General features: G+C 62.1%; 27 protein-coding genes and 1 riboswitch. Of the genes, 7 read left to right on the top strand and 20 right to left on the bottom strand.

Annotated features, from left to right (window positions below):
* The first annotated feature begins 342 nt into the window (after window positions 1-342).
* A complete protein-coding gene (locus AC3WQN_RS24200; RefSeq protein ID WP_103401998.1) occupies window positions 343-1,614 on the top strand; it encodes an OmpP1/FadL family transporter in 1,272 nt (423 codons plus the stop codon).
* Window positions 1,615-1,703: 89 nt separating this feature from the next.
* Here the strand turns inward: AC3WQN_RS24200 and AC3WQN_RS24195 are convergent, their stop codons facing one another.
* The 14 genes from AC3WQN_RS24195 to cobO all read right to left on the bottom strand — a co-directional run bounded on the left by AC3WQN_RS24195 (window position 1,704) and on the right by cobO (window position 13,123).
* Window positions 1,704-2,255: a glutathione peroxidase gene (locus tag AC3WQN_RS24195; protein WP_103401997.1), complete on the bottom strand. Its 552-nt coding sequence runs from the start codon at window positions 2,253-2,255 to the stop codon at window positions 1,704-1,706.
* A 70-nt stretch (window positions 2,256-2,325) separates the two neighbouring features.
* Window positions 2,326-2,448, bottom strand: a complete 123-nt coding sequence (locus AC3WQN_RS24190) for a hypothetical protein (RefSeq protein WP_256577023.1) — start codon at window positions 2,446-2,448, stop codon at window positions 2,326-2,328.
* The gene (locus AC3WQN_RS24185; protein WP_103401996.1) at window positions 2,445-3,653 is read right to left on the bottom strand and encodes an MFS transporter; all 1,209 of its coding nucleotides are present in this window, start codon (window positions 3,651-3,653) and stop codon (window positions 2,445-2,447) included. Before AC3WQN_RS24185 ends, AC3WQN_RS24190 begins: the two co-directional genes overlap by 4 nt.
* A gap of 52 nt (window positions 3,654-3,705) precedes the next feature.
* Window positions 3,706-4,110, bottom strand: a complete 405-nt coding sequence (locus tag AC3WQN_RS24180; RefSeq protein WP_095144015.1) for a MarR family winged helix-turn-helix transcriptional regulator — start codon at window positions 4,108-4,110, stop codon at window positions 3,706-3,708.
* An 82-nt stretch (window positions 4,111-4,192) separates the two neighbouring features.
* Window positions 4,193-4,924: an adenosylcobinamide-GDP ribazoletransferase gene (locus tag AC3WQN_RS24175; protein WP_103401995.1), complete on the bottom strand. Its 732-nt coding sequence runs from the start codon at window positions 4,922-4,924 to the stop codon at window positions 4,193-4,195.
* A gap of 2 nt (window positions 4,925-4,926) precedes the next feature.
* A complete protein-coding gene (cobC, locus tag AC3WQN_RS24170) occupies window positions 4,927-5,502 on the bottom strand; it encodes an alpha-ribazole phosphatase family protein (RefSeq protein ID WP_103401994.1) in 576 nt (191 codons plus the stop codon).
* Entirely contained in the window at window positions 5,499-6,554 is a 1,056-nt protein-coding gene (cobT, locus tag AC3WQN_RS24165) for a nicotinate-nucleotide--dimethylbenzimidazole phosphoribosyltransferase (RefSeq protein ID WP_103401993.1), read from the bottom strand. The genes cobC and cobT overlap by 4 nt, the downstream gene beginning before the upstream one ends.
* Window positions 6,551-7,072, bottom strand: coding sequence for a bifunctional adenosylcobinamide kinase/adenosylcobinamide-phosphate guanylyltransferase (gene cobU, locus AC3WQN_RS24160; RefSeq protein WP_095144019.1), 522 nt, complete (start codon window positions 7,070-7,072; stop codon window positions 6,551-6,553). The genes cobT and cobU overlap by 4 nt, the downstream gene beginning before the upstream one ends.
* A gap of 124 nt (window positions 7,073-7,196) precedes the next feature.
* Window positions 7,197-8,648, bottom strand: a complete 1,452-nt coding sequence (locus AC3WQN_RS24155; RefSeq protein ID WP_103401992.1) for a cobyric acid synthase — start codon at window positions 8,646-8,648, stop codon at window positions 7,197-7,199.
* Window positions 8,645-9,637 (bottom strand): threonine-phosphate decarboxylase CobD, encoded by a 993-nt coding sequence (cobD, locus tag AC3WQN_RS24150; RefSeq protein ID WP_103401991.1) that lies wholly within the window; start codon window positions 9,635-9,637, stop codon window positions 8,645-8,647. The genes AC3WQN_RS24155 and cobD overlap by 4 nt, the downstream gene beginning before the upstream one ends.
* The gene (cbiB, locus tag AC3WQN_RS24145) at window positions 9,630-10,538 is read right to left on the bottom strand and encodes an adenosylcobinamide-phosphate synthase CbiB (RefSeq protein ID WP_103401990.1); all 909 of its coding nucleotides are present in this window, start codon (window positions 10,536-10,538) and stop codon (window positions 9,630-9,632) included. Before cbiB ends, cobD begins: the two co-directional genes overlap by 8 nt.
* A complete protein-coding gene (bluB, locus tag AC3WQN_RS24140; RefSeq protein WP_103401989.1) occupies window positions 10,535-11,185 on the bottom strand; it encodes a 5,6-dimethylbenzimidazole synthase in 651 nt (216 codons plus the stop codon). The genes cbiB and bluB overlap by 4 nt, the downstream gene beginning before the upstream one ends.
* Entirely contained in the window at window positions 11,182-12,501 is a 1,320-nt protein-coding gene (locus tag AC3WQN_RS24135) for a cobyrinic acid a,c-diamide synthase CobB (protein ID WP_103401988.1), read from the bottom strand. Before AC3WQN_RS24135 ends, bluB begins: the two co-directional genes overlap by 4 nt.
* A 10-nt stretch (window positions 12,502-12,511) precedes the next feature.
* The gene (cobO, locus tag AC3WQN_RS24130; protein ID WP_095144025.1) at window positions 12,512-13,123 is read right to left on the bottom strand and encodes a cob(I)yrinic acid a,c-diamide adenosyltransferase; all 612 of its coding nucleotides are present in this window, start codon (window positions 13,121-13,123) and stop codon (window positions 12,512-12,514) included.
* A gap of 81 nt (window positions 13,124-13,204) precedes the next feature.
* Window positions 13,205-13,442: riboswitch (cobalamin riboswitch) on the bottom strand.
* Between the two features lie 154 nt (window positions 13,443-13,596).
* Between cobO and AC3WQN_RS24125 the strand changes: the two genes are divergently transcribed.
* Complete coding sequence (locus AC3WQN_RS24125) at window positions 13,597-14,181, top strand: hypothetical protein (RefSeq protein ID WP_103401987.1); 585 nt, start codon at window positions 13,597-13,599, stop codon at window positions 14,179-14,181.
* Between the two features lie 63 nt (window positions 14,182-14,244).
* Window positions 14,245-15,558 (top strand): PQQ-dependent sugar dehydrogenase, encoded by a 1,314-nt coding sequence (locus AC3WQN_RS24120; protein ID WP_103401986.1) that lies wholly within the window; start codon window positions 14,245-14,247, stop codon window positions 15,556-15,558.
* A gap of 21 nt (window positions 15,559-15,579) precedes the next feature.
* Here the strand turns inward: AC3WQN_RS24120 and AC3WQN_RS24115 are convergent, their stop codons facing one another.
* The 6 genes from AC3WQN_RS24115 to AC3WQN_RS24090 all read right to left on the bottom strand — a co-directional run bounded on the left by AC3WQN_RS24115 (window position 15,580) and on the right by AC3WQN_RS24090 (window position 20,975).
* Complete coding sequence (locus AC3WQN_RS24115) at window positions 15,580-16,242, bottom strand: class I SAM-dependent methyltransferase (RefSeq protein WP_095078406.1); 663 nt, start codon at window positions 16,240-16,242, stop codon at window positions 15,580-15,582.
* Window positions 16,243-16,265: 23 nt separating this feature from the next.
* Window positions 16,266-16,799 (bottom strand): C40 family peptidase, encoded by a 534-nt coding sequence (locus tag AC3WQN_RS24110; protein ID WP_095144029.1) that lies wholly within the window; start codon window positions 16,797-16,799, stop codon window positions 16,266-16,268.
* A 242-nt stretch (window positions 16,800-17,041) separates the two neighbouring features.
* Window positions 17,042-17,668: a C40 family peptidase gene (locus AC3WQN_RS24105; protein WP_095144030.1), complete on the bottom strand. Its 627-nt coding sequence runs from the start codon at window positions 17,666-17,668 to the stop codon at window positions 17,042-17,044.
* Between the two features lie 213 nt (window positions 17,669-17,881).
* A complete protein-coding gene (gene hda, locus AC3WQN_RS24100) occupies window positions 17,882-18,586 on the bottom strand; it encodes a DnaA regulatory inactivator Hda (RefSeq protein WP_008033543.1) in 705 nt (234 codons plus the stop codon).
* A 228-nt stretch (window positions 18,587-18,814) separates the two neighbouring features.
* Complete coding sequence (locus AC3WQN_RS24095; RefSeq protein ID WP_103401985.1) at window positions 18,815-19,891, bottom strand: AI-2E family transporter; 1,077 nt, start codon at window positions 19,889-19,891, stop codon at window positions 18,815-18,817.
* A gap of 37 nt (window positions 19,892-19,928) precedes the next feature.
* Window positions 19,929-20,975: a DUF2066 domain-containing protein gene (locus AC3WQN_RS24090; protein ID WP_178081953.1), complete on the bottom strand. Its 1,047-nt coding sequence runs from the start codon at window positions 20,973-20,975 to the stop codon at window positions 19,929-19,931.
* 385 nt (window positions 20,976-21,360) lie between these two features.
* On the opposite strand from AC3WQN_RS24090, the gene purM reads away from it, so the two are divergent.
* The 4 genes from purM to AC3WQN_RS24070 all read left to right on the top strand — a co-directional run bounded on the left by purM (window position 21,361) and on the right by AC3WQN_RS24070 (window position 24,284).
* Window positions 21,361-22,419 carry a phosphoribosylformylglycinamidine cyclo-ligase gene (purM, locus tag AC3WQN_RS24085; protein ID WP_103401983.1) on the top strand — a complete coding sequence of 353 codons (1,059 nt, stop codon included), beginning with the start codon at window positions 21,361-21,363 and terminating at the stop codon, window positions 22,417-22,419.
* Between the two features lies 1 nt (window position 22,420).
* Window positions 22,421-23,071 (top strand): phosphoribosylglycinamide formyltransferase, encoded by a 651-nt coding sequence (purN, locus tag AC3WQN_RS24080; protein WP_103401982.1) that lies wholly within the window; start codon window positions 22,421-22,423, stop codon window positions 23,069-23,071.
* An 8-nt stretch (window positions 23,072-23,079) separates the two neighbouring features.
* On the top strand, window positions 23,080-23,799 hold the full coding sequence (locus tag AC3WQN_RS24075) for a DUF3108 domain-containing protein (protein WP_103401981.1): 720 nt from the start codon (window positions 23,080-23,082) through the stop codon (window positions 23,797-23,799).
* A gap of 296 nt (window positions 23,800-24,095) precedes the next feature.
* A complete protein-coding gene (locus AC3WQN_RS24070; RefSeq protein WP_095144036.1) occupies window positions 24,096-24,284 on the top strand; it encodes a hypothetical protein in 189 nt (62 codons plus the stop codon).
* Window positions 24,285-24,438 lie beyond the last annotated feature (154 nt).

The following is a 24,438-nucleotide window of genomic DNA, read 5'->3' as shown; positions in this document are numbered from 1 at the left end:
ATGATCAATGTGTCGTATTAAAAAGTGTCCACCATGTCCCCGAACAGGTGTAAACCATGTCCCCGGTCCAAACACAGATGATCTGCTAGGTATGGCGCGAATCTGGCGCCAGACCTTCCAGCCTCAAGGACGCCTGCGCGATTTCACCTGCGCCTGGCAAGCCTGTGTATCACCCGTGAATCAGATCGCCTGCTGAGCAGCCAAAACTGCAAGATCGTAAAAAAAGCCGCGATTCTGGTCGGATTGTCCTACAAAACCGCTCTATCTCAAGGCATACAGCCTATGGCGCTGAAGCAAAAATGTTGGTAATTTCCGCCCCGGTGATCACCGGGAGTTCTAATAATGAAAAAAGTAATGCTCAAAACCACGCTTGGCCTAGCCGTTACCATGGCATCCACCCAGATCTTCGCAGCTGGCTTTGCCATCAACGAGCAAAGCATCAGTGGGATGGGTACTGGATTCGCCGGGCGTTCTTCTGTCGCAGATGATGCAAGCACCATTTTCGGTAACCCTGCCGGCATGTCGCGCCTCAAGCGCGAACAAGTCACCGGCGGTGTCGCCATGCTCGACGCTCACACCGATATCAACCATGCCACCTCCAGCCCGAATGGCGGCACCAACCAAGGCGACATGGTTCCGTTCATCGCTGTACCAATGGGCTACTACGTCAAGCCAATCGACGACCAATGGGCCGTCGGCGTCGGCATGTATGCCCCGTTTGGCTTGGTCACCGACTACGAGAACGGTTTTGCCGGCAAATATTTCGGCAGCAAGAGTGATGTAAAAGTCGTCACCCTGCAGCCAACCGTTTCCTACGCGTTCAACGACAAGGTCTCGATCGGTTTTGGTCCAACCATCAACCGTATCGAAGGGGTCCTGGAGTCCGACCTGTCGATTACCCAGGCTGCGCCTGACGGACACGTGCGCATCAAGGGCGACGACACCGCGCTGGGCTACAACATCGGTGTCCTGGCACAACTGACCGACAGCACCCGTGTCGGCCTGACCTACCACTCGAAAGTGAAGTACAAGCTCGAGGGCAACACCAAGATCAACTACGGTTTGCTGCCGCTGGCAGGCCAGAGCAAGGACCAGAAGTACGACGCGTCCCTGGACCTGACCACCCCTGAATCGGTGGACTTCTCGGTGACTCACGAGCTGGACGACCAGTGGACCCTGTACGCAGGCAGCACCTGGACCCGCTGGAGCCGCCTGAAAGAAATCACCGTCGAGAACAAAGGCGTTCCAGGCGTACTGGGCGGACAATTCGGCGAAATCACCGAAGAACAGAACTGGCACGACACCTGGGCTCACGCCATCGGTGCTTCGTACCAACTGAACAAGCAGTGGGTCCTGCGTACCGGTCTGTCGTTTGACCAGGCACCGACCAACAACGTGGATCGCTCCCCGCGCATCCCGACGGGCGATCGCAAGATCTTCAGCCTGGGCGCTGGCTGGAGCCCGACCGATGACCTGACCATCGACCTGGCCTACTCCTACCTCAAGGAAGAAGCGGTCAAGGTCAACAACAGCAACGACCGTGGCCAAAGCTACAACGCCAAGTATGAAAACTGGGCGAACGGCTTCGGTGTCGGCGCGACCTACCGCTTCTGATTCACGGCGAGCCTGAAGGGCTCGCTCGCTTGAATCGCAAAAAAGCCCCGCTCTCTGGCACAGAGGCGGGGCTTTTTAGTGGACGCCGATCAGGGCCTGGAAGCCAGCGCCTGCTCTACGGCCCGGATGAACTCGGGATTATCGGGCTTGGTCAGGCTGGAGAAGTTCGCGATCACCTTGCCCTGGCGATCGACCACGTACTTGTAGAAGTTCCACTTCGGCGAACTGCTTTGCTCGGCCAGTATCTTGAACAGATGCACGGCGTCGGGGCCACGGACTTTCTGCATCTCGGTCATGGTGAACGTCACGCCGTAGTTCACGTAGCAGACCTTGGCCGTCTCGGCGCCGTCCCCGGACTCTTGCCTGAAGTCATTGGACGGAACGCCGAGCATCTCCAGCCCTTGTCCCTTGTAACGCTGGTACAGCGCCTCAAGGCCTTTGAACTGGGGGGCGAAACCACAGAAGCTGGCCGTGTTGACCACCACCAGCGGTTTACCCGAAAAACGCTGGCACAGGTCGATGGAGTCCTTGGCATGCAACCGGGTCAACGACCCCGAATACAACGGCGGACACTCGGCCGCCAGTGCCGAACCTGCCACGGCCAGAACAAGAGCGGGAACAGCCAGCCAGCGCAATGGCATATCGAGCATCCTCAAGAAATCGTCAGGGGGCGACGGTACTCGCCCATCCCCGCCCGTAGCAAGGGACGATTCAGCAAGCACCCAGCCCCAACTGCATCATCGCCAATCCGCCCTGATGCCAGCCCCACCAGGCCAGCGCCAGCAGCAGCGCCCCACCCGCCACCGCGGCGAGCCCGACAGCAATACGGCTCATGCGGCACCCGCCTGGGCCTGCAGGCGGGCCACCGGACGCTCACGCACCGGCCAGTTCAGGGCGGCAGCCAACAGACTGAGGAGAATCGCCACTTGCCAGATCAAGTCATAGTTTCCTGTTCGGTCGTAGACCACCCCGCCCAACCAGCCGCCAAGGAATGAACCCAGCTGGTGAAAGAGGAAAACAATACCGCCCAGCATAGAGAGATTTCGTACCCCGAACAGCGTTGCGACCGTACCGTTGGTCAAAGGCACGGTGGACAACCAGAGGAACCCCATGGCCATGCCGAACAGATAGGCACTGGTCTGCGTGACCGGCATCCACAGGAACAGGCCAATCACCACCGCACGCATCAGGTACAGAGCCGTCAGCAAACGCGGCTTGGACATGCGCCCGCCGAGCCAGCCCGCAGTGTAGGTACCAAAGATGTTGAACAGGCCAATCAGTGCCAGCACCGTGGTGCCGACGCTGGCAGGCAGGTGCTGGTCCACCAGATACGCCGGCAAGTGCACGCCGATGAACACCACCTGGAAACCACAGACGAAAAAGCCGAACGCCAGCAACCAGAAGCCTGAGTGCGAACAGGCCTCGCGCAGGGCCTCGGACAGTGTCTGTTCATGCCCCAGTACCGGCAGCGGTGCATCCTTGAGCATGCTGACCAGCGGCACAATCAGCGCCACCAGCATGCCCAGCACCAGCAGTGCCGTCGACCAGCCCAGCCAACCGATCAACCCCAGCGTGCCTGGCAGCATGGCGAACTGGCCGAAGGAACCGGCGGCACTGGCAATGCCCATGGCCATGCTGCGCTTTTCCGGTGGCACGGCACGGCCGACCACGCCCAGGATCACTGAGAACGAGGTGCCGGAAAGGCCGAGGCCGATCAACAGGCCGGCACTCAACGACAGTGACCAGGCGGAGTCGGACAGGCCCATGAACACCAGGCCCACGGCGTACAGGACGCCACCGACCCACACCACTTTCGCCGCGCCGAAGCGGTCCGCCAACGCGCCAGTGAAGGGTTGCGCCAGCCCCCAGATCAGGTTCTGCAAGGCGATGGCGAACGCAAACACTTCGCGGCCCCAGCCGAACTGGGCGCTCATCGGCGGCAGGAACAGGCCAAAGCCATGCCGTACACCGAGTGACAACGCCAGAATCAGCGCACTCCCGAGCAAAACCCAACCACTGGTACGCCACATCGATGTCATTGTTATTCTCCAATTACGGGCATATACCCGTTTAAAATCGAAAAAACCCGCTTCATGCGAGTTCATCCAGCAAGGCCAGCAAGGTGGCGCGCTTCTCGGCGCCCAGGCGATCGATCAACCGTTGTTGGGCAGCTTCCCAGGCCGGCAAAGCCGCTGCCAGGCGTTCGCGCCCCGCGTCAGTCAGTTGCACGATGCGATTACGCTGGTCTTCACCCTCAACCATGCGCACCAGCCCCTCGCCTTCCAACACCCGCAAGTTGCGCCCCAGCGTGCTGCGGTCCAGCCCCATGGCTTCAGCCAGGGCGGAAATACTCGGCTGATCCAGGCGCTGCAAATTGCACAGCAAGGAGTACTGCGCAACATTGATCCCGAAGCCGTCGAGGGCGCCGTCGTAAAACCTGCTGACGCCTCGAGCGGCGCGACGCAGGTTGGTGCATAAACATTGAGAAGCTAGCATGGTGCGTGTATATACCCGTGAATCAGTGAACGCAAGCGCAATGATCGCACGAGCGCAGGCAGATACGTGGGCAAAATACCCTTCAGGCCAGCGCCAACCCGACCAGCACCGCCACTTCCAGCAACTCCAGCACGGCGCCCGCGGTATCGCCGGTCGTCCCGCCCAGGCGTCGCAACACCACCTGACGCAAGCCGAAAAACACGGGAACCGCCAACACCAGGGCAAACACACCACTCCAACCGCCGATCAGCACGCAAGCCACGGCACTGAGCAGCACTACCTGCACACCACGCTGGCGCGGCAGATGATCGGCCAGTGCCTGGCCCAGGCCACCGGCACGCACATACGGGGTCGTGAGGAACAGCCCCAGCAACGCACTGCGGCCGATCAACGGCGCGAGGATCAGACCGATCGTGGCGTGCTGCTCGATCAGTGCCAGCAACGCTGCCAACTTGAGCAACAGCACCAGCACCAGCGTCACCACCGCGATCGGCCCACTGCGCGGGTCCTTCATGATGGTCAGGGTACGTTCGCGATCGCCAAAACCGCCCAGCCAGGCGTCGGCGCTGTCGGCCAGGCCATCCAGGTGCAAGCCACCGCTGAGCACCACCCAGGCGCTCAAGAGAATCACCGCGTGCAGCAACGTCGGCGTACCGAGCAACAGCCCGTTCAACGCCCACAGCAACACACCGAACAGCAGCCCCACCAGCGGATAAAACAGCAAGGAGCGCCCCAGCTCCTGGGGCGATGGCATGCCCGGCAGACGAACCGGCAGGCTGCTCAGAAACTGCAGGGCAATCCAGAACGGCAACATGTTCAGCCCTCTTCCCCAAGCACCCCGTCGGCCTCGACGCGCAATGAGAACATCGCACCATGGCCGACTTCGACGCTGAGCAGTTGCTCACGCGGCAAGCCCCGCGCCCGGGCCAGCAACAAACGCATGACCCCGCCGTGACTGATCAGCAACACTCGCTGGCCGGCATAGGCCTGCTGCAAGCGCTCGACCGCCGCCAGCACCCGCGCCGAAAACGCTGTAACCGGTTCACCCTCAGGCGGCGTGAAGCTATAAGGGTCGGCCCAGAACCGCCCCAAGGCCTCCGCATCGGTCTCCATCAACGCCGCCGCGCTACATCCCTCCCAGGCGCCGAAGTGCAACTCTTGCAGGTCCTTGTCCAGCATCACTGGCAACTGCAACTGCTCACCCAGCGTCTCGGCAAAACGTGCACAGCGCTGCAGCGGCGAACTGACCAGGCGATCCCACGGCCCTCGATCGATCACGGCCGCCCCCATCTGCTCCCAGCCGCTGGCGGTCAGTGCGTCATCCAGGCTGCCACGCAAGCCGCCGCCGAGTTCGGTCTCACCGTGGCGCAGCAGATCCAGATGCAAGGTCATGCCGGACGATCAGCCACCGCCGCCTCCGCGAAAGTCGCCATTTGCCCGTGCAGGTCGCAGGCCAGCCGCAACAAGGGCACCGCCAGTGCCGCCCCACTGCCTTCGCCCAGGCGCAGACCGAGGTCGAGCAAAGGTTCAGCGTTCAAGGACTCCAGCACATGACGGTGGCCCGGCTCTGCCCCGCGATGGCCGAACAGCAGCCACTGGCGGCAAGCCGGGTTGAGACGTACCGCGACCAGCGCGGCAACACTGCAAATGAAACCATCCACCAACACCGCCAGCCCTTCCTGGGCACAGGCCAGATAGGCGCCGACCAACGCCGCGATCTCAAAGCCACCGAGGTTGAACAAGGTCTGCAACGGGTCGCCCCGCTCAGCGGCATGCAACGCCAGGGCACGTTCGATAACCTGGGCTTTGTGACTCACGCCCGCGGCGTTCAGACCGGTACCCGGCCCGGTGAGGTGCGCCACCGGACACTCGAGCAAGGCGCACGCGAGCGCACTGGCCGCCGTGGTATTGCCGATGCCCATCTCGCCACCGATAAACAGCTCCGAGCCTTCGGCGATGGCCCGCAACACGCTGTCGCGGCCGGCCTGCAAAGCCTGCTCACCCTGGCCCCGCGTCATGGCCGGACCCTGGGCAAAGTTCGCAGTGCCCGGTCCGATGTGCAGATGGCGCACGCCCGGCAGGCTCAATGACGGCGTCACGGTACCCAGGTCGATCACCTCCAGCCGCGCTTGCAGCTGCCGCGCCAGGACACTGATGGCCGCACCACCCGTGACGAAGTTATGCAGCATTTGCCCGGTGACTTCCTGCGGGAACGCCGAAACGCCCTCGGCGACCACCCCATGGTCGCCGGCAAAGATGGCGATCCACAGCTGATTCACGTTCGGCTTGACCCGCCCTTGCAAGCCCGCCAGTTGCACGGCAACCGCCTCCAGTTGCCCAAGGGAGCCGGCCGGCTTGGTCAACTGCTGCTGCCGGGCCGCCGCTTGCGCATGAGCCTGGGCGTTAATCGGCTTGCACGGGTTCAGCCACCAGAAATCGCTCATAACGCGGTACCTTTCAGAGTCAGGGGCAGGCCGGCGACGGTCAGTACGACACGCTGACAGCGCTCAGCCAGGGCTTGATGCAACCAACCGGCTTCATCGACATAGCGGCGAGTCAGTTCGCCCAGCGGCACGACCCCCATGCCGGTCTCGTTGCTGACCAGCACAATCTCACCCGGCAACGCGGCCAGGCAATCGAGCAGGGCTTCACGTTCTTGCGCCAGGCGCTCGGGGCTGTCGAGCATCAGCAGGTTGGTCAGCCACAGGGTCAGGCAATCGACCAACAGGCAACGCTCGGCACGGGCGGTTTCACGCAGCACCCGGGCCAGCTCAAGGGGTTCTTCTATCAGCGCCCATTCAGGTGGACGACGCTCGCGATGATGGGCCACGCGGGCGCTCATTTCACCGTCCAGCGGCTGGCTGGTGGCGATGTACGTCACCGCCAGGCCGCTGTCGGACGCAAGTTTTTCAGCCAGGCGGCTTTTGCCGGAGCGGGCACCGCCGAGGATCAGTTGCAGCATGGTGGTATCCCTTGAAATTGGCGCTGTGGAGCGTTCAGTCTTTGCGGGAAAGCCCGCTCCCACAGGCACGCGGTGATCCCATGAGGAAGCAGGCTTGCCCGCGAAATGGGCGGTGCTGCCCCCCCTACAAGCCACAGAGTTCACGCAACAACCCAGTGTCCAGGTGCGTCTCCACCAGGTCGGCCAGGCGCTCGATATCGCGCTCACGCAAGCCGTGGTAGTCGACTTCCTGCACCGCCTGCAGACCGGCCCAGCGCAACAACGCGCTGCACGCCGCCGGGGACTCGAACAGACCGTGCAGGTAAGTACCGAGCACCTGGCCATCGGCGCTCTGCGCACCGTCGCTACGGCCATCGTCCAGCCGCACTGCCGCCTGCTCCAGGGCAAGACCCGTGGTCACCCCGGCATGAATTTCATAGCCGCTGACGTCGGCGTTTTCCAGCACCAGGCGACCGCGCACGTTGCGCAGCTGCTTTTCTGCCTCAAGCACGGTCTCGAACGCCAGCAAGCCCAGGCCAGCACTGGAACCCGCCGCCCCTTCCAGCCCCAGCGGGTCGTGCAGTTGCTCACCCAGCATTTGCAGGCCGCCGCAGATACCCAGCACCTTGCCGCCGTAGCGCAGGTGACGGGCAATGGCCGTGTCCCAGCCATTGGCACGCAGGTAGGCCAAATCACTTCGCACACTTTTGGAGCCCGGCAAAATGATCAGGTCGGCCGGCGGAATCGGCTGGCCAGGGCCGACAAACTGCAGGTCAACCTGAGGGTGCAGACGCAGCGGGTCGAAATCGGTGTGGTTGCTGATACGCGGCAGCACCGGCACCACCACCTTGAGCACTTGCTCGGCCTTGTCGGCCTGACGCTGGTCGATACCGTCTTCGGCCTCCAGGTGCAGGTCCATGACATAGGGCAGCACGCCGATCACCGGCTTGCCGGTACGGGCTTCGAGCCAGTCCAGCCCCGGCTGCAACAAGGCGAGATCACCACGGAAACGGTTGATGATGAAACCCTTGATCCGCGCCTGCTCGGTGGCAGACAGCAACTCCAGCGTGCCGACCAGATGGGCGAAGACCCCGCCGCGATTGATGTCAGCAATCAATACCACCGGGCAATCCACCGCTTCGGCAAAGCCCATGTTGGCGATGTCGCCGGCCCGCAGGTTGATCTCCGCCGGCGAGCCAGCCCCTTCGACCATCACCACCGGATAGGCCGCGCTCAGCCGTTCGTGAGACGCGAGCACCGCCTGCATCGCGATGACTTTGTAATCGTGATAGGCGACCGCATTCATGCTGGTCACGGCACGACCGTGGATGATCACTTGCGCACCGGTGTCACTGTTGGGCTTGAGCAACACCGGGTTCATGTCGGTGTGCGGCTCAAGACGGGCGGCCTGGGCCTGCACCGCTTGCGCGCGACCGATTTCACCGCCGTCGGCGGTGACCGCACTGTTGAGCGCCATGTTCTGCGGCTTGAATGGCACCACGGCGACGCCCTGGCGCGTCAGCCAGCGGCACAGCGCGGTGACCAGGGTACTTTTCCCGGCATCGGAGGTGGTGCCTTGCACCATCAGCGTGGTCATGGGGTTTCCTTGGCGTAGGCGGCAAAGGCGTGTTCGAGGCGCAGCCAATCGGCCTCATCGGCCGGCAAGCCAAAACGCAGGCTGCTGTTGTGGGTGAACAGGCGCAGCAGAATGCCTTGCCGGGCCATGAACTCGTACAGGTGCTCGGCGTGATCGGTGATCAACCACTGAAACAGCGCGCAGCCGCCCTGGGGTTTGAAGCCATGGCACTCCAGGACCTGCGCCAGGCGCTGGCTCGCGTGCTCGCTGCGCTCGCGCTGAAGGGCATGCCCCTCGGTATCGCGTAAACAGACTTGTGCCAGGACCCGCGTCGGCCCGTTGACCGTCCAGGGACCGACCTGTTTGGCGAGCAGCTTGAGCAACTTGCGCTCGGCCAACACAAAGCCCAACCGCACGCCGGCCAGGCCGAAAAACTTGCCGAACGAACGCAATACGATCAGGCCGACCTGATCGGCAAACGCCGCCAGGCTCAACTGCGGGGTGTTGTCCATGAACGCTTCATCCACCACCAGCCAGCCGCCACGTTGTGCCAGGCGCGCATGCCACTCGAGCAAGCGCTCAGGGGTCAGGCTCAGGCCGGTGGGATTGTTTGGATTGACCACCACCAGCACGTCGAGGCTGTCGAGGAAAAAATCGACTTCCTGCTCCACCACTTCACGCACGATATAACCGTTGCGACGCCAGGCTTCGGCGTGCTCGGCATAACAGGGCGACAGCACGCCGACCTTGCCGGCACGACGCAGGCGCGGCAGTAACTGGATAGCGGCCTGGGAACCGGCGACAGGCAACACATGGCTCGCCCCGTAGTACTCCCGAGCGGCCTGCTCCAGGCCGTCTTCGGTTTCCGGCAAGCGCGCCCAGGCACGTAACGGAATCTGCGGGATAGCCCAGGGCCAGGGTGCCAGACCACTGGAGAGGTCAAGCCAATCGGCTTCGGCAATGCCGTAGTGCAAGGCCGCCTTGCGCAGGCGGCCACCGTGTTCAAGCATAAAACTCGGCCCCCACACAGAGAATCAGCAGCCACAACCATACCCCGCGCTGGACCAATTGCCAGCCGCGGTCAATCGAGTCGGCGTCTGCCGGCACACCCTCACCCAATTGCGGACGCTGATGCAGCTCACCGTGATAGATCGCCGCCCCGCCCAGTTCGACCCCCAGTGCCCCGGCACCTGCGGCCATCACCGGTCCGGCGTTGGGGCTGTCCCATGTCGGCCCTTGGGTACGCCAGCATTTGAGCGCCAGACGGGTCTTGCCCAGCAGCGCATAGGTCAGGGCCACCAGCCGCGCCGGAATATAGTTGAGCAGATCGTCGATTTTCGCCGCCGCCCAACCGAAGCGTTCGAAGCGCTCGTTGCGATAGCCCCACATGGCATCGAGCGTGTTGCTCAGGCGATAAAGCACCACCCCCGGCGCGCCGGCCACGGCAAACCAGAAGAGTGCGGCAAACACCGCATCGCTGCCGTTCTCCAGCACCGACTCGGTGGCCGCCCGGGCCACCGCGGTCTCATCCAGTTCGCTGGTCTGGCGACTGACCAGATAACCGACGCGGGTGCGGGCTTCCTCCAGGTCATGGCTGCGCAGGGCCTGGGCCACCGGCTCGACATGCTCGCCGAGGCTGCGCAGGCCCAGCGCGCAATACAGCGCGAGAATCTCGACGATCCAGCCCAGGTAGGGCAACCAGGAAAACGCGGTGACCAACAGGGTCAGCGGCACCACCGCAATCACCCACGCGGTGACCCCGTGACTGCGCCAGCCACGGCCGCCCGCATTGAAACGTTGTTCGATGCGATCGGCAAAACGGCCGAACGCCACCAGCGGATGCCAGCGCTTGGGCTCGCCCAGCAGCGCATCCAGCGCTACCCCGGCGACACTCAGCAAGGCCACACTCATTGACTCTCTCCCCAGACATTTTCGTACAACAGTTCACTGAGCGGACGCGCTTGCGCCCAGCCTTCGAGCACCAGCATCGGTGCCGGATAGAATGCCTCGACCGGCCCCAGGCACAACACCGCCAGCGGCTTGGCCCCAGGCGGCAAGCCCAGCAGGTCAGCCAGTGCCTGGGGCTCGAACAACGATACCCAGCCCATGCCCAGGCCTTCGGCACGCGACGCCAGCCAAAGGTTTTGAATCGCGCAGGACAGCGACGCCATGTCCATTTCCGGCAAGGTGCGCCGACCAAAGATGTGCCGCTCGCGATCATCCATCAGCGCGGCGACCAACACCTCGGCACAATCGTTGATGCCTTCGACCTTGAGCGTCATGAATTCATCGGAGCGTTCGCCCAGCGCCTCGGCGGTGCGCACCCGCTCCTCTTCCACCAGGTGTTGGATCTTGCCGCGCAATGCCCGGTCGCTGATGCGGATAAACCGCCAGGGCTGCATCAGGCCGACGCTGGGTGCCTGGTGCGCCGCTTCGAGCAGGCGCCGCAGCAGCGCTGGCTCGACTGTGCCACCGCTGAAATGACGCATGTCGCGACGCTCGGCGATGGCGCGATACACCGCATCGCGCTCGGCCGCACTGAAGGCATTGGCAGTCATGGTTTCTTCACGGTCTCAAGGTCAGGCGCAAACAGCGCGGCAATCGCCGACGGATTGGACGGGAAATAAAAGTGCACGTATGAAGCCGTCATCCTTCCGGCACGGTAAACCGCCTCCGCGCCTCGTCCGCCGTTGGGGCTCAGGCCACGGGCAATCGGCTCGAGCTCGGTACGGGTCAACGAGTGATGATAGGTGTGGCCACGCAGCGAGCCTTCGGGCAGGTCGACCGCCTGCAGCGCCAATGCCGCCAAGCGCTTTTGCATCACCGCCTCACCGGCCAGCAAGCCCACCAGCGCCGCCCGCGTGCCCTCGACATCGGTCAGCGAGTCGAGCAAATACAGCATGCCGCCGCATTCTGCGAGCAACGGTTTACCGGCGCCATGGTGAGCGCGGATGGCGTCGAGCATCGAGCTGTTTTCAGCCAGGGCGACATGGTGCAACTCCGGGTAACCACCCGGCAGATACACACTGTCAGCCTCCGGCAACTCGCGGTCGCGGATCGGCGAAAAGAAGCGCAACTCAGCCCCCATCGCCCGCAGCAGGTCCAGGCTCGCACCGTAGGTAAAGGCGAAGGCTTCATCGCGCGCCACGGCAATGCGCACACCAGCCAGCAACGGCTCGGCGGCGATCACATCGGGCGCGGCAAACTCGACGGCCGGGGGCAATGCCACTTCGCAACTGCTGGCCAGGGCCTGGGCAGCGGCGTCGAGGCGCAGGTCCAGGTCGTTCAGCTCACTGGCTTGCACCAGCCCCAGGTGACGGCTCGGCAACTCGATACCGGTTTCCCGGGACAAGGCCCCGTACCAGCGCAGGCCTTCGGTCAGGCTGCCTTCGAGCAACTGCGCGTGACGCAAGGTGCCGACCCGGTTGGCCAGCACCCCGGCGAACGGCAGGTCCGGCTGATAACGCGCCAGGCCCAGGGCCAGCGCACCGAACGTCTGCGCCATGGCGGTACCATCGATCACTGCCAGCACCGGGACGCCAAAATGCCGTGCCAGATCCGCGCTGGACGGAGTGCCGTCGAACAACCCCATGACCCCTTCGATCAGGATCAGGTCGGCCTCAGCGGCCGCTTCCCACAACAGCCGGCGACTTTCCTGCTCGCCGACCATCCACATGTCCAGTTGGTACACCGGCGCACCGCTGGCGCGCTCGAGAATCATCGGGTCGAGAAAGTCCGGGCCGCACTTGAACACCCGGACCTTGCGCCCCTGATTACGATGCAAGCGGGCCAGCGCAGCGGTGACGGTGGTCTTGCCCTGGCCGGAGGCCGGCGCGGCAATCAGCACCGCCGGGCAGTATCGACGGCTATTCATAGGAAGAGGCTCACAGCTCGACACCCTTCTGCGCCTTGATCCCGGCCTGGAACGCATGCTTGATCATGCCCATTTCGGTGACGGTGTCCGCCAGCTCGATCATTTCCGGCTTGGCGGCACGACCGGTGACGACCACGTGCTGCATCGGCGGGCGCGCCTGCAAGTCGCTGAGCACCTGATCCAGATCGAGGTAACCATGCTTGAGGGCAATGTTCAGTTCATCGAGCACCACCAGGCCAATGGCCGGATCATTCAGCAACTGCCGGGATACCGCCCAGGCAGCTTCGGCGGCCGCGATGTCGCGCTGGCGATCCTGGGTCTCCCAGGTAAACCCTTCGCCCATGACATGGAAGCGTACTTGCTCCGGGAAGCGTCGGAAGAACAATTCCTCGCCCGTGCTGTTACGCCCCTTGATGAACTGCACCACGCCGCACTGCATGCCGTGGCCCATGGCCCGGGCCAGCATGCCGAACGCCGAACTGCTTTTACCTTTGCCGTTACCGGTCAGTACCAACAGCAGGCCGCACTCGTTCGGCGAGTTGGCAATGCGTTCATCGATCACTGCTTTCTTGCGCAGCATGCGCGCCAGATGGCGTTCGTCACGATCAGGGGAATCAGTCATGGGGGAGCTCTCCGTTGAGGCTGGATAACGGCGGGCAGGCATGGATACAGACGGCAGGAAGCCTGGCATCGCCCACCGTGATGCCGCTGGATGGATCAGGCCGGTCTCCGGGCTCATGAGCGGCTGGTTTGGCCGGACCGCGCGCCTTCCCATGTCGAACGTCGACACAGTGGCTCAAGGCGCGATCTTCACTCATTTACCGTTGCGGGGGCAGCGCCGGGATCGTTGCCCGCTCTGTCAAAGAGCGCACCCTCACCGGCTTCCCTGTTTCACTCGATCGACCAGAGGGTCACCGAGCACCTGAAACAAGTCGCGAAGGTTAGAGGGTTGGGGGTGGAGCGTCAATTAATGCCGGGCTCATGCCGCGACAGAAACAGACCCCGATCAATAAACCGACGCCCTTGTTGTGCCAGACTTAAAGCAGTGATATCAAATAGCCACAACCTGACACCACAATAAAAAGGGCGAGCACCATGCAAGGCATGATCATCAGTAACCCGAAACTGGAATTTCTACGCCCGGTACTGGAGCGCTGGTTTGACTGTATCGATCGCTACAACGCCGTGCGCGGCGATAACGAAAGCCCCTACTGGTTTGATGAACGCGCCAACCTGAGCCTGCTTTCAGCCGCGGCCTGGATGGCGGAGATGGTCACCCTGGAACAGGCGCCCAGCAAAAAGCAGATCGAGGAAGGCAAGCGCAATGGCCGCGTCGACCTGCTCATCGCCAACCAGGAGCAACGCGCCTACCTTCAAGCCACACAACGCTGGCCACGGGTCAACCAGCTGAACCTCACCCAGGCACTGCTGGACATTGCCAGCGATGCCAAGACCATCGCCTATGCCAACGAGCTGAAGATCGGTTGCCTGTTCGTCGCCCCGCAAAAACTCCAGCACAGCGCCACACCGGAAGAACTCCAGGACATGGTCGACGACCTGCAAAAGGAACATTGCTGCGCCGTGGCCTGGTACTTTCCTTACGCTTATCGCAAATTGCGCAACGAAGCCGGCTACTATCATCCGGGTATCGCCGTGCTGCTCAAGGAGGCCCGTAGCTGAGACTGAACCTCAAGGCGATCCGGCTCCTCTGGACTGAAGGGATGCACTCATGGAGAAGCCCGCATGTTCAAGCCTCGATTCGCCCTGGTTATCACCCTTGCCGCAGGCCTGGCCGCCTGCGGGGAAACCTCCAGCCTGCAAGTGTCGGACGGCATCGGCCCTTCACCCACGCTGTCGGCGCCGAACAAGACCCTGATCCCGACCGTGAACATCGCCCCCGCCGTGGGCTGGCCAAGCGGTGCCAAGCCGATTGCCGCGCCCGGCACCCAGGTGGTGGCATTCGCCAAAGGGCTCGAACACCCACGCTGGCTGTATGTGCTGCCCAATGGCGATGTGCTGGTGGCCGAAACCAACGCCCCAGCCAAGCCTGATGACGGCACAGGCGTGGTCGGCTGGATCACCGAAAAAATCATGGCGCGCGCCGGTGCCGGCGTGCCCAGCCCGAACCGCATCACCCTGCTGCGCGACGCCGACCACGACGGCCACGCCGAAACCCGCACCCCGTTCATTGAACACCTCAACTCCCCCTTTGGCATGGCCCTCGTCGGCAACGATCTGTACGTCGCGGATACGGATCGGCTGTTGCGCTTCAATTATGCAGGCGGCGCCACTTCGATCACCTCCGCCCCCATGAAGGTGATCGACCTGCCCGGCGGCACACTGAACCATCACTGGACCAAAAACCTCATCGCCAGCCAGGACGGCAGCAAGCTGTACGTGACCGTCGGCTCGAACAGCAACATCGCGGAAAATGGCCTGGAGCAGGAAACCGGTCGCGCGGCGATCTGGGAAGTTGATCGCGCCACCGGCAACCAGCGGATTTTCGCCTCGGGCCTGCGCAACCCCAACGGCATGGGCTGGGAGCCGCGCAGCGGAAAACTCTGGACTGCCGTCAATGAACGGGACGAGCTCGGCAACGATCTGGTGCCTGACTACATCACCTCGGTCAAGGACGGGGGCTTCTATGGCTGGCCATTTAGCTATTACGGCCAACACGTCGATGCCCGGGTCACGCCACAAGACCCGGACCTGGTCGCCAAGGCCATTGCCCCGGACTACGCCGTCGGCTCACACACCGCCCCGCTGGGCCTGGCATTCGCACAAGGAAGCAGACTGCCGCCGCCCTTCACCGAAGGCGCCTTTATCGGCCTGCACGGCTCGTGGAACCGCAAACCCCACAGTGGCTACAAAGTGATCTTCGTGCCGTTCAGCGCAGGCAAACCGGTCGGGCAGCCTGTCGATGTGCTGAGCGGTTTTCTCGACCAGGACGAACAGGCCATGGGCCGGCCGGTGGGCGTGGTGATCGACCGGCAAGGAAATCTGCTGGTGGCCGATGATGTGGGGAACAGGATCTGGCGGGTGTCAGCCCTTCAATGAGCAACTACCGCCGGACGCTGCCTAGACCTTGCGGCACAAGGTCAGGCCATCCCCCAGCGGCAGCAACGACAAGTCCACCCGCGCATCCGCCTTCAAGGCACGATTGAGCGCCTGGATGGCCCGGGTGTCTTCGCTGGCGGGATTGCTTTCCAGTACCCGGCCGCTCCACAGCGTGTTGTCGAATACCGCCAGGCCGCCCTGGCGTAGCAGCCGCAAGGCGCTTTCCAGGTAAGCCGGGTAATTGGCCTTGTCGGCATCGATGAAGATCAGGTCAAAGCAGCCCCCCTGCCCTTGCTGCTCCAGCTGCGCCAGGGTCTGCAACGCCGGCGCCAGGCGCAGCTCGATACGCCCGGCCAGCCCGGCCTCCTGCCAGTAACGGCGCGCCGTGGCGTTGTAATCGCCAGGGAGGTCGCAGCAGATCAGCGAGCCGTCCTGCGGCAAGGCCGCCGCCATGCACAGGGCGCTGTAACCGGTAAAGGTCCCCACCTCGAGTACACGTCGGGCGCCTGTCAGCTTGATCAGCAGGGCGAGAAACTGCCCTTGCTCGGGCGCCACCTGCCAGCGCGCCATGGGCAACGCCTGGGTTTCATCACGCAAACGGCGCAACAGCGGCGTTTCGCGCAGTGATACATCGAGCAGGTAGTGGTAGAGGTCATCGTCGAGATTGAGCGTACGAGCGGTCATGACCACCTCTGCGAGACAGGACTCTAGGGATTGCGCGCCAGATGCTCGGGCTGCAATACGCGCTTGGCGCTCAGGTAGGCCTTCTGCCAATAGGCTTTGGACAGACTGTCCAGCTTGACGGTACCGCCGGTGGCCGGCGCATGCACGAATCGACCTTCGCCGACGTAGATCCCGGCATGGCTGACTTGCGAGCCGCCATTGGTGGCGAAGAAGATCACGTCACCGGTCTGCAAGGCGGTCTTGCCTACACTGGGCGCCTGCATGCCGATCATTTCACTCGTGGTGCGTGGCAGCGTGATACCCGCCGCGTCTCGGTAGACGTAGCCGATCAGGCCGCTGCAATCAAACCCCGAATCCGGCGTATTACCGCCCCAACGATACGGCGTGCCCACCAGGCCCAGCGCGCGGAACAGCACGTCGTCGGCCACCGGGGAGAATGATTGCGAGGGTGCAAAGACAGGGGCGCGAACCACTTTGGCCGGCGGCGGAGTACGACTGGCACAGGCGCTGAGCAGCGCTGCGAGGAACATGAGTGCAAGGCGGGCCGACATCGTCATCTACAGAGCATCCTGATCTGGCTGCGGCGTTCTCTGCCGAGAGGCTGAAAACAAAACCGCGTAAGCAGGGCTTACGCGGTTAGTTGATCAACAATAGATCAGGATTCTAGCGGCTAAGCGCCAAACTTCAAGTAAGACTTTAAGTTGGGATTACAAAATGAAGGGGCATTGCTCGGCGAGGGTCGATTTTCGGTAGCCGCGCCCGGGTGTTGCACCCTGGGCGCAGTGGCTACGCAGACCGCTTACTTGCGCGCGGTGGTGACCGACGTGGGAGCCATGGCGAGTGCGCGCTTGGCTTCAATGAAGGTCTTGCTCCAGTAGCTGTCGCCCAGGCTATCGACCCGGACACCGCCGCTGCGGCTGCTGCTGGAGTGGATGAACTGGTTGTCACCCAGGTAGATGCCGGCGTGACTGACACGACCGCGACGACCATTGGTGGCAAAAAACAGCAGGTCGCCAGGTTGCAGCTTGCTGCGAGAGACCAGCGGCGCGTCAACGTTGATCATTTCACGCGTGGAGCGCGGCAGGTTCATGCCCGCCTCTTCGCGGAACAGGTAACCGATGAAACCGCTGCAATCAAAACCGGCTTCAGAGGTACCGCCGAAACGGTAACGGGTACCGATCAGGGACATGCCACGTTCAAGGATGCTGTCGGCCAGGACAGGCAACTGGTAAGGCTTGCTGCCAGCAAAATCGGCCAGTTCTTTTTCGGTTGCCAGTTCTTCCTGATAAAGAGCGGAAGACTGTGCGGTAGAAGAGTTTTGAACCTGTTGCTGGGGCGCTTGCTGGGACACTGGAGAGTGCGCGGCGCAACCAAACAGCAGGGTAACGAGTGCGAGAGGCACGAGGGGTGCGAAGCGATTTAGCATGGGCACGACCGTGGCTGAAGGTGTAAAGAAGCCGCGACTATGCCTTCTATCGCCCTCATTTGCAAATTCAATCGATTTAAATGTGACTTCTCAGTTTTCTCTTAACATCTAAGCGCTTAAGCCCATTTTAAATCTGCGCGCGCCGGAAACACCCTTCCGGAAGCGGGTTTTCTGACGCCTGAAATATGCCGAAACGCTCTACAGGCCGCGGTTTTACCAGCCCAGGGTTTCTTTGAGGAAGGGGATCGTCAGCTTGCGCTGGGCCTGGAGCGAGGCCTGATCGAGGCGTTCGAGCAACTCGAACAGGGCGCTCATGCTGCGTGTGCCCCGAGTCAGAATAAAATGCCCGACTTCGTCGGTCAGGTGCAGGCCGCGACGCGAGGCGCGCAATTGCAGCGCACGCAGCTTGTCTTCATCGGACAGGGGGCGCATCTGGAAAATCAGTGCCAGGGTCAAGCGGGACTTGAGGTCAGCCAGCTTTACCGGCAGCTCTCGTGGCGACGTCGACGCGGCGATCAGCAGGCGCCGACCGCTGTCGCGCAAACGGTTGAACAGGTGGAACAGCGCCTCTTCCCAGTCAGCCCGACCCGCGACCGCCTGCAAGTCATCCAGGCAAACCAGTTCGTACTGTTCAAGGTTGTCGAGGATTTCGATACCGCGATCCAGCAACTCGGCCAACGGCAGGTACACCGCCGGCTCCCCCAACTGCTCGAAGCGCAGGCAAGCGGCTTGCAGCAGGTGCGTACGTCCTACCCCGTCCTTGCCCCACAGATAGATCAGGCTTTCGGTCCAGCCGGCGTCGGCTTCGCACAGGCGTTCGACATAGCCGAGTGCAGCGGCGTTGGCGCCAGGGTAGTAGTTGATAAAGGTGGCGTCATCACGCAGACGCACACCTAGGGGCAGCTGAATCGGTTTCATGCTGACTGAACAGTTCCAAACGAACCGTTAGTGGCCTCTGTGTAAAGTTTGCAAAGTTTATACCCGTGACGCCGGCCGCACAATGCGGCAGACCATAAGCAAAATCAAAGGTTTGCGTTAACTTGCAAGGATCGGAGGGGTTTGTTTGACGGTGCATGTGGCAGCCAGGCGCCCTGTACAAGAGCGTCCGGGCAGCCACCGGGCGGCCTTTTCGGGGCGGATCGCCCGCTATCGGGACTCGGGTTCGTCCATGCTGCCGTAGATGGATGAGTCCTTGTACAAGTCATGCACATGACGCACCAGCACCATGATCACTGCGGCCACGGGCAATGCCAGCAGAATACCGGTGAAGCCAAACAGCTCGCCACCGGCCAGGATCGCAAAGATCACCGCCACCGGGTGCAGGCCAATCCGGTCGCCCACCAGCAACGGCGTCAGCACCATGCCTTCCAGGGCCTGGCCGACCATGAACACCGCAACAATCCCGATCATCGGATACAGGTCACCGCCAAACTGAAACAGCCCGGCGATCAGCGCCGCACCGATCCCGATCACAAACCCCATGTACGGCACGATCGCCGCCAGGCCGGCGATCAGGCCGATCAACAGCCCCAGTTCCAGCCCCACCAGCATCAGGCCCGCGGCATAAATCACCCCCAGCGCCAGCATCACCATCAATTGCCCGCGCACAAACGCCCCCAACACCTCATGACACTCACCGGCCAATGCCATCACGCGCTCCTCACGACCACGTGGCAACAGGCTGCGGATTTTGCCCATCATCAGGTCCCAATCACGCAACAGATAGAAGCTCACTACCGGGATCAGCACCAGGTTGGCCAGCCACCCCATCAACGCCAGGCTCGACGCCGTGGCCTGGCTCAGCACCATTCCAACAATGTCGGTGGTCTGCCCCATGTGCTCGCTGATGGCCGCCTTGACCTTGTCGAACTTCCAGAAGCCGTCCGCCAGCCCCATCCGGGCCTGCACCCACGGCATCGCCGTGTGTTGCAACCAGTCGAGCATCTGCGGTGCCAGCTCATACAAACGAAACAGCTGTTTGGCCAGCATGGGCACCAGCACCAGCAGCAACGCCATGACGATCAGGGTAAACAGCGCAAACACGGCCACCACCCCCCAGGTTCGCGACAAGCCGTATCTTTCCAGGCGATCGACCAAGGGGTCGAACAGGTAAGCCAGCCCCAGCGCGACCAGAAAGGGGGTGAGAATCGGATGCAACAGGTACACAAACACGCACAGCAGGGCGATCCCAGCCAGCCAGACCCAACGCCGAGAATCGGCCATGAACAACTCCATATGCTTCTATATAAGAAAAGAAAAACTACCAGCGGAAACTCAGCTGCGCCCCGGGAGCGGGAGCAACCACAGGCACCGGGCTTGCGGCCATGGGCTGGACTGGCGCTGGCGCGGCACTGGCCGGCACTTCCCGCAGGTTCGCCAGCGTCAACTGTGAACGCAACTGATCGGTACTGCCATTGACGCGATAGACAATCCGGTCACCCTCGACACGCTGCAACCGCACGGAAAAAGGCTCCAGCAACCGCCCCAATTCCGCATAGCGCGCGAGATTCATGCCTTGCACCTCCAGCAACGATTGCTCGCTGGACGCCCCGGCCCTGGACGCGAAGCGCGGCGCCAGGCGCTCGCTCACCGCCAGCAGCACAGCATCCGCCACGACGGCGTTGTCAGCTCCCTGCACGCTGCCCTGCTCACGCTGATCGCCCAGCCACAAGTACCACTTGGCTTGCCATTGGCCACCCTCCTCGCGCGCATGCACCGCCAACAAGGCATCGGCCCCATAACGCTCGGAAGCACTGCGCAACGGAGCAGGATTACCGCTATCAAGATTCGGTGCCGTGGCCACGATCTGCTCGTTCAGGTCCGCCAGCGGCAGGCGCAACGGCAAACCTCGATGCTGGGCCGCACGCTGCAACGGCTCGGCACTGACCTGACCATCACCCACCAGGCTTGAGCCGTCGGCCGAGTCGTTGAGCCACCACCCGAGAATCGACGGACGATTGGCCCCCCACAGGGCCAGCCCGGCCTGGCGCAGCGCACGATCCGTACTCACCGGGTCAAAATCGACCTTCAGGCTTTCCGGTGGCCCGGCGTCATAGCCGTACTGACTGATAATTTGTTGCGGATCTTTTCGGATGGCCGCAAGCCCGGGACTTTGCAACGCCCGGGCGTCACCGGTGAGGCGCAGCACCAGGGTGTCGAGCGCGCGCTGCGTGGCCTGGTCACGCTCTTGCGGAGTCTGGCTGCTGACCGGTTCGTGGACTTGATAGAGACCTTGGACGGTTTGGGCATGGCTCGCCAGGCTGACCAGCGACAAACAGCCCACAAACAGAAATTTACACAGGCGCATGGGGGATTCCCGTCGACAAATAGCGGCTGGAACAGACCGCATGAACTGGCTTGAGCAAGGCTGTGACCACACAGACCTGCAAAACATTCACACGATCGATGGAAGTTTTCACTCAGTCATAACCATAGACAGTAAACCGCTATACCTTATACAGCGACAGGCAAGGCCACCAGCACGGAGCATTTTCGGATTTTTTAACACGATATGCCCCTGCCCGTCGGCCCGAGGATGGCCGCTGCCCCTCAAGCCTGATAAAATCGCGCGCCTTCGCAGACCGGCAATGGCCCGGTGTTCTGAATGCTTGCGCGGCGATCCCGCCCATGCCTGTTCAGCACGCTCGCCAGACTCGGTCGTTACCCAGAAATCCCCCCTAAAGGCCTGGATCATGAGCAAGCAACCCTCCCTGAGCTACAAGGACGCCGGTGTAGACATCGACGCCGGTGAAGCATTGGTCGAACGCATCAAGAGCGTCGCCAAGCGCACTGCGCGCCCGGAAGTCATGGGCGGCCTGGGCGGTTTTGGCGCCCTCTGCGAAATCCCGGCCGGCTACAAGCAGCCCGTGCTGGTTTCCGGCACCGACGGCGTCGGCACCAAGCTGCGCCTGGCACTGAACCTGAACAAGCACGACACCATCGGCATCGACCTGGTTGCCATGTGCGTCAACGACCTGGTGGTCTGTGGCGCCGAGCCGTTGTTCTTCCTTGACTACTACGCCACCGGCAAGCTGAACGTCGACACCGCCGCTCAGGTCGTCACCGGCATCGGCGCTGGCTGCGAACTGTCCGGTTGCTCCCTGGTAGGCGGCGAAACCGCTGAAATGCCGGGCATGTACGAAGGCGAAGACTACGACCTGGCCGGTTTCTGCGTGGGCGTGGTCGAGAAATCGGAAATCATCGACGGCTCGAAAGTGGCCGCTGGCGATGCCCTGCTTGCCCTGCCATCGTCCGGTCCGCACTCCAACGGCTACTCGCTGATCCGAAAGATCATCGAAGTGTCCGGTGCCGACATCGAGAACATCCAGCTCGACGGCAAGCCGCTGACCGACCTGCTGATGGCGCCAACCCGCATCTACGTCAAGCCGTTGCTCAAGCTGATCAAGGACACCGGCGCCGTCAAGGCCATGGCCCACATCACCGGTGGCGGCCTGCTCGACAACATCCCGCGCGTGCTGCCAAAAGGCGCCCAGGCCGTGGTTGACGTTGCCAGCTGGCAGCGCCCGGCCGTCTTCGACTGGCTGCAGGAAAAAGGCAACGTTGACGAAACCGAAATGCACCGCGTGCTGAACTGCGGCGTGGGCATGGTTATCTGCGTCGCCCAGGAACACGTTGAAACCGCGCTGAACGTACTGCGTGAAGCCGGCGAGCAACCTTGGGTCATCGGCCAGATCTCCACGGCTGCCGAAGGCGCTGCTCAGGTCGAACTGAAGAACCTCAAGGCTCATTGAGATGCCCCAGACCTGTGATGTTGTGGTGCTGCTGTCCGGCACCGGCAGTAACTTGCAGGCCTTGATCGACGATGCGCAGAACGCGGACAACCCTGTCCGCATTCGCGCAGTGATCTCGAACCGTGCCGATGCCTACGGTTTGCAGCGCGCCAAGGACGCGGGTATCGATACCCGCGCCCTGGATCACAAGGCGTTCGAAGGCCGTGAAGCCTTCGATGCCGCCTTGATCGAACTGATCGACGCTTTCCAACCCAAACTTGTGGTCCTGGCCGGATTCATGCGCATCCTCAGCGCCGGTTTCGTCCGCCATTACCAGGGCCGCCTGCTCAATATCCATCCTTCGCTGCTCCCTAAATACAAAGGGTTACACACTCACCAGCGAGCGCTGGAGGCCGGCGACACGGAACATGGCTGCAGCGTGCACTTCGTTACCGAGGAACTCGATGGCGGCCCACTGGTCGTACAGGCAGTAATACCGGTAGAGTTGCATGATTCGCCGCAAAGTCTGGCGCAGCGGGTTCACACCTGCGAACACCAGATTTATCCGCTGGCGGTACGCTGGTTTGCCGAGGGCCGCTTGAGCCTGGGCGAACTAGGTGCTTCACTGGATGGTCAGTTACTTGGGACCAGCGGTCACTTGATTCGTCACTAGGAGATTTTATGCGTCGCGCCCTGCTCTTCGCCTGTGCTCTGCTTGCCCTGCCCTTTGCGCAGGCCGCAGATTTGCAACCGTTCTCCGCCAGCTATACCGCCGACTGGAAGCAACTTCCAATGAGCGGTACCGCTGAACGAAGCCTTGAAAAAACCAGCAACGGTGATTGGAAGCTCAGCTTCAAGGCATCGATGATGATTGCGAGCCTGACGGAAGAAAGCACACTGAAGCTGGACAAGGACACCTTGCTGCCCCAGTCATATAACTTCGAGCGTGGCGGTCTGGGTAAAGCCAAGAAAGTCAATCTGGACTTCGACTGGAGCACCAAGATGGTCACCGGGACCGATCGCGGTGAAGCGGTCAAGGTACCGCTCAACACAGGCATGCTGGATAAGTCTACTTACCAACTGGCTTTGCAGCGCGATGTTGCGGCCGGCAAAAAAAGCATGAGCTACCAGGTGGTTGAAGGTGAAGACTCGGACACCTACGATTTCCGCGTTCTGAATTCCGAAACGGTCAGCACCAAGGTCGGCAAAATTGACGCCATCAAGGTCGAGCGCGTACGTCCGCCTGTCGAGAGCGGTAACAAGCGCATCACCGAGATGTGGTTCGCCAAGGATTGGGGCTATGTTCTCGTAGCCCTGCGCCAGGTCGAAACCGACGGCAAGGAGTACAACATCATGCTCCAGGACGGCACCGTCGACGGCAAGCCGGTCAAAGGCCAGTAAGCCAGACCAACGCAAACAAAGCCTCGCGATTGCGAGGCTTTTTTTCGCCTGTGGTTTTTGCGCCAGCTGACAGACCGCCTTCGCGGGCAAGCGGAGAGGCCCTTGAAACATGAAACATCTGTCATGAAACTTTCTGCCATGCGACCGAATGTCACGGCCGGCGGGGGCTGGCGGATTGTCTTCGATCCTGCAACAGACCGTTACCGATCCAGATCATTTACTTAGCAAGCTATCAAAATATATAACAAAGGCCTGCAGACGCCTTGCTGCAGGTCAATTGAAATTGGAGCTCGCAGATGACTGTAAAAGTAACTGAACGCGACGATTCACAGATGTCCCATGAAGGCCTGGCCGCCGGTATCCGGATCTGGGATGTCCATCAACAAGACATGCTGGTGGGGATGTTCCACTCCGAGAACGACGCCCACAGCTACAGGATCGAACTGGAAACACTGGAGCAGCAACGAGAAAGCCGCTGCGCATAACGACAGCATTGAAAACGACAAACCCCGCCATGAGCGCAATACTGTTCAGTTAAGAAAGGCTTGAAGCGGGTGAGAGCCCCGTGGCGAGCGAGCTTGCTCGCGCTGGTGCGCGAAGCGCACCCAACAAAGCGACTGCGGTCTTTCAGAACGAACT

This window comes from Pseudomonas sp. FW300-N1A1 (assembly GCF_058789115.1).
The sequence above is the reverse complement of the archived record's forward strand: the minus strand, read 5'-3'. Positions and strand labels throughout refer to the sequence as shown.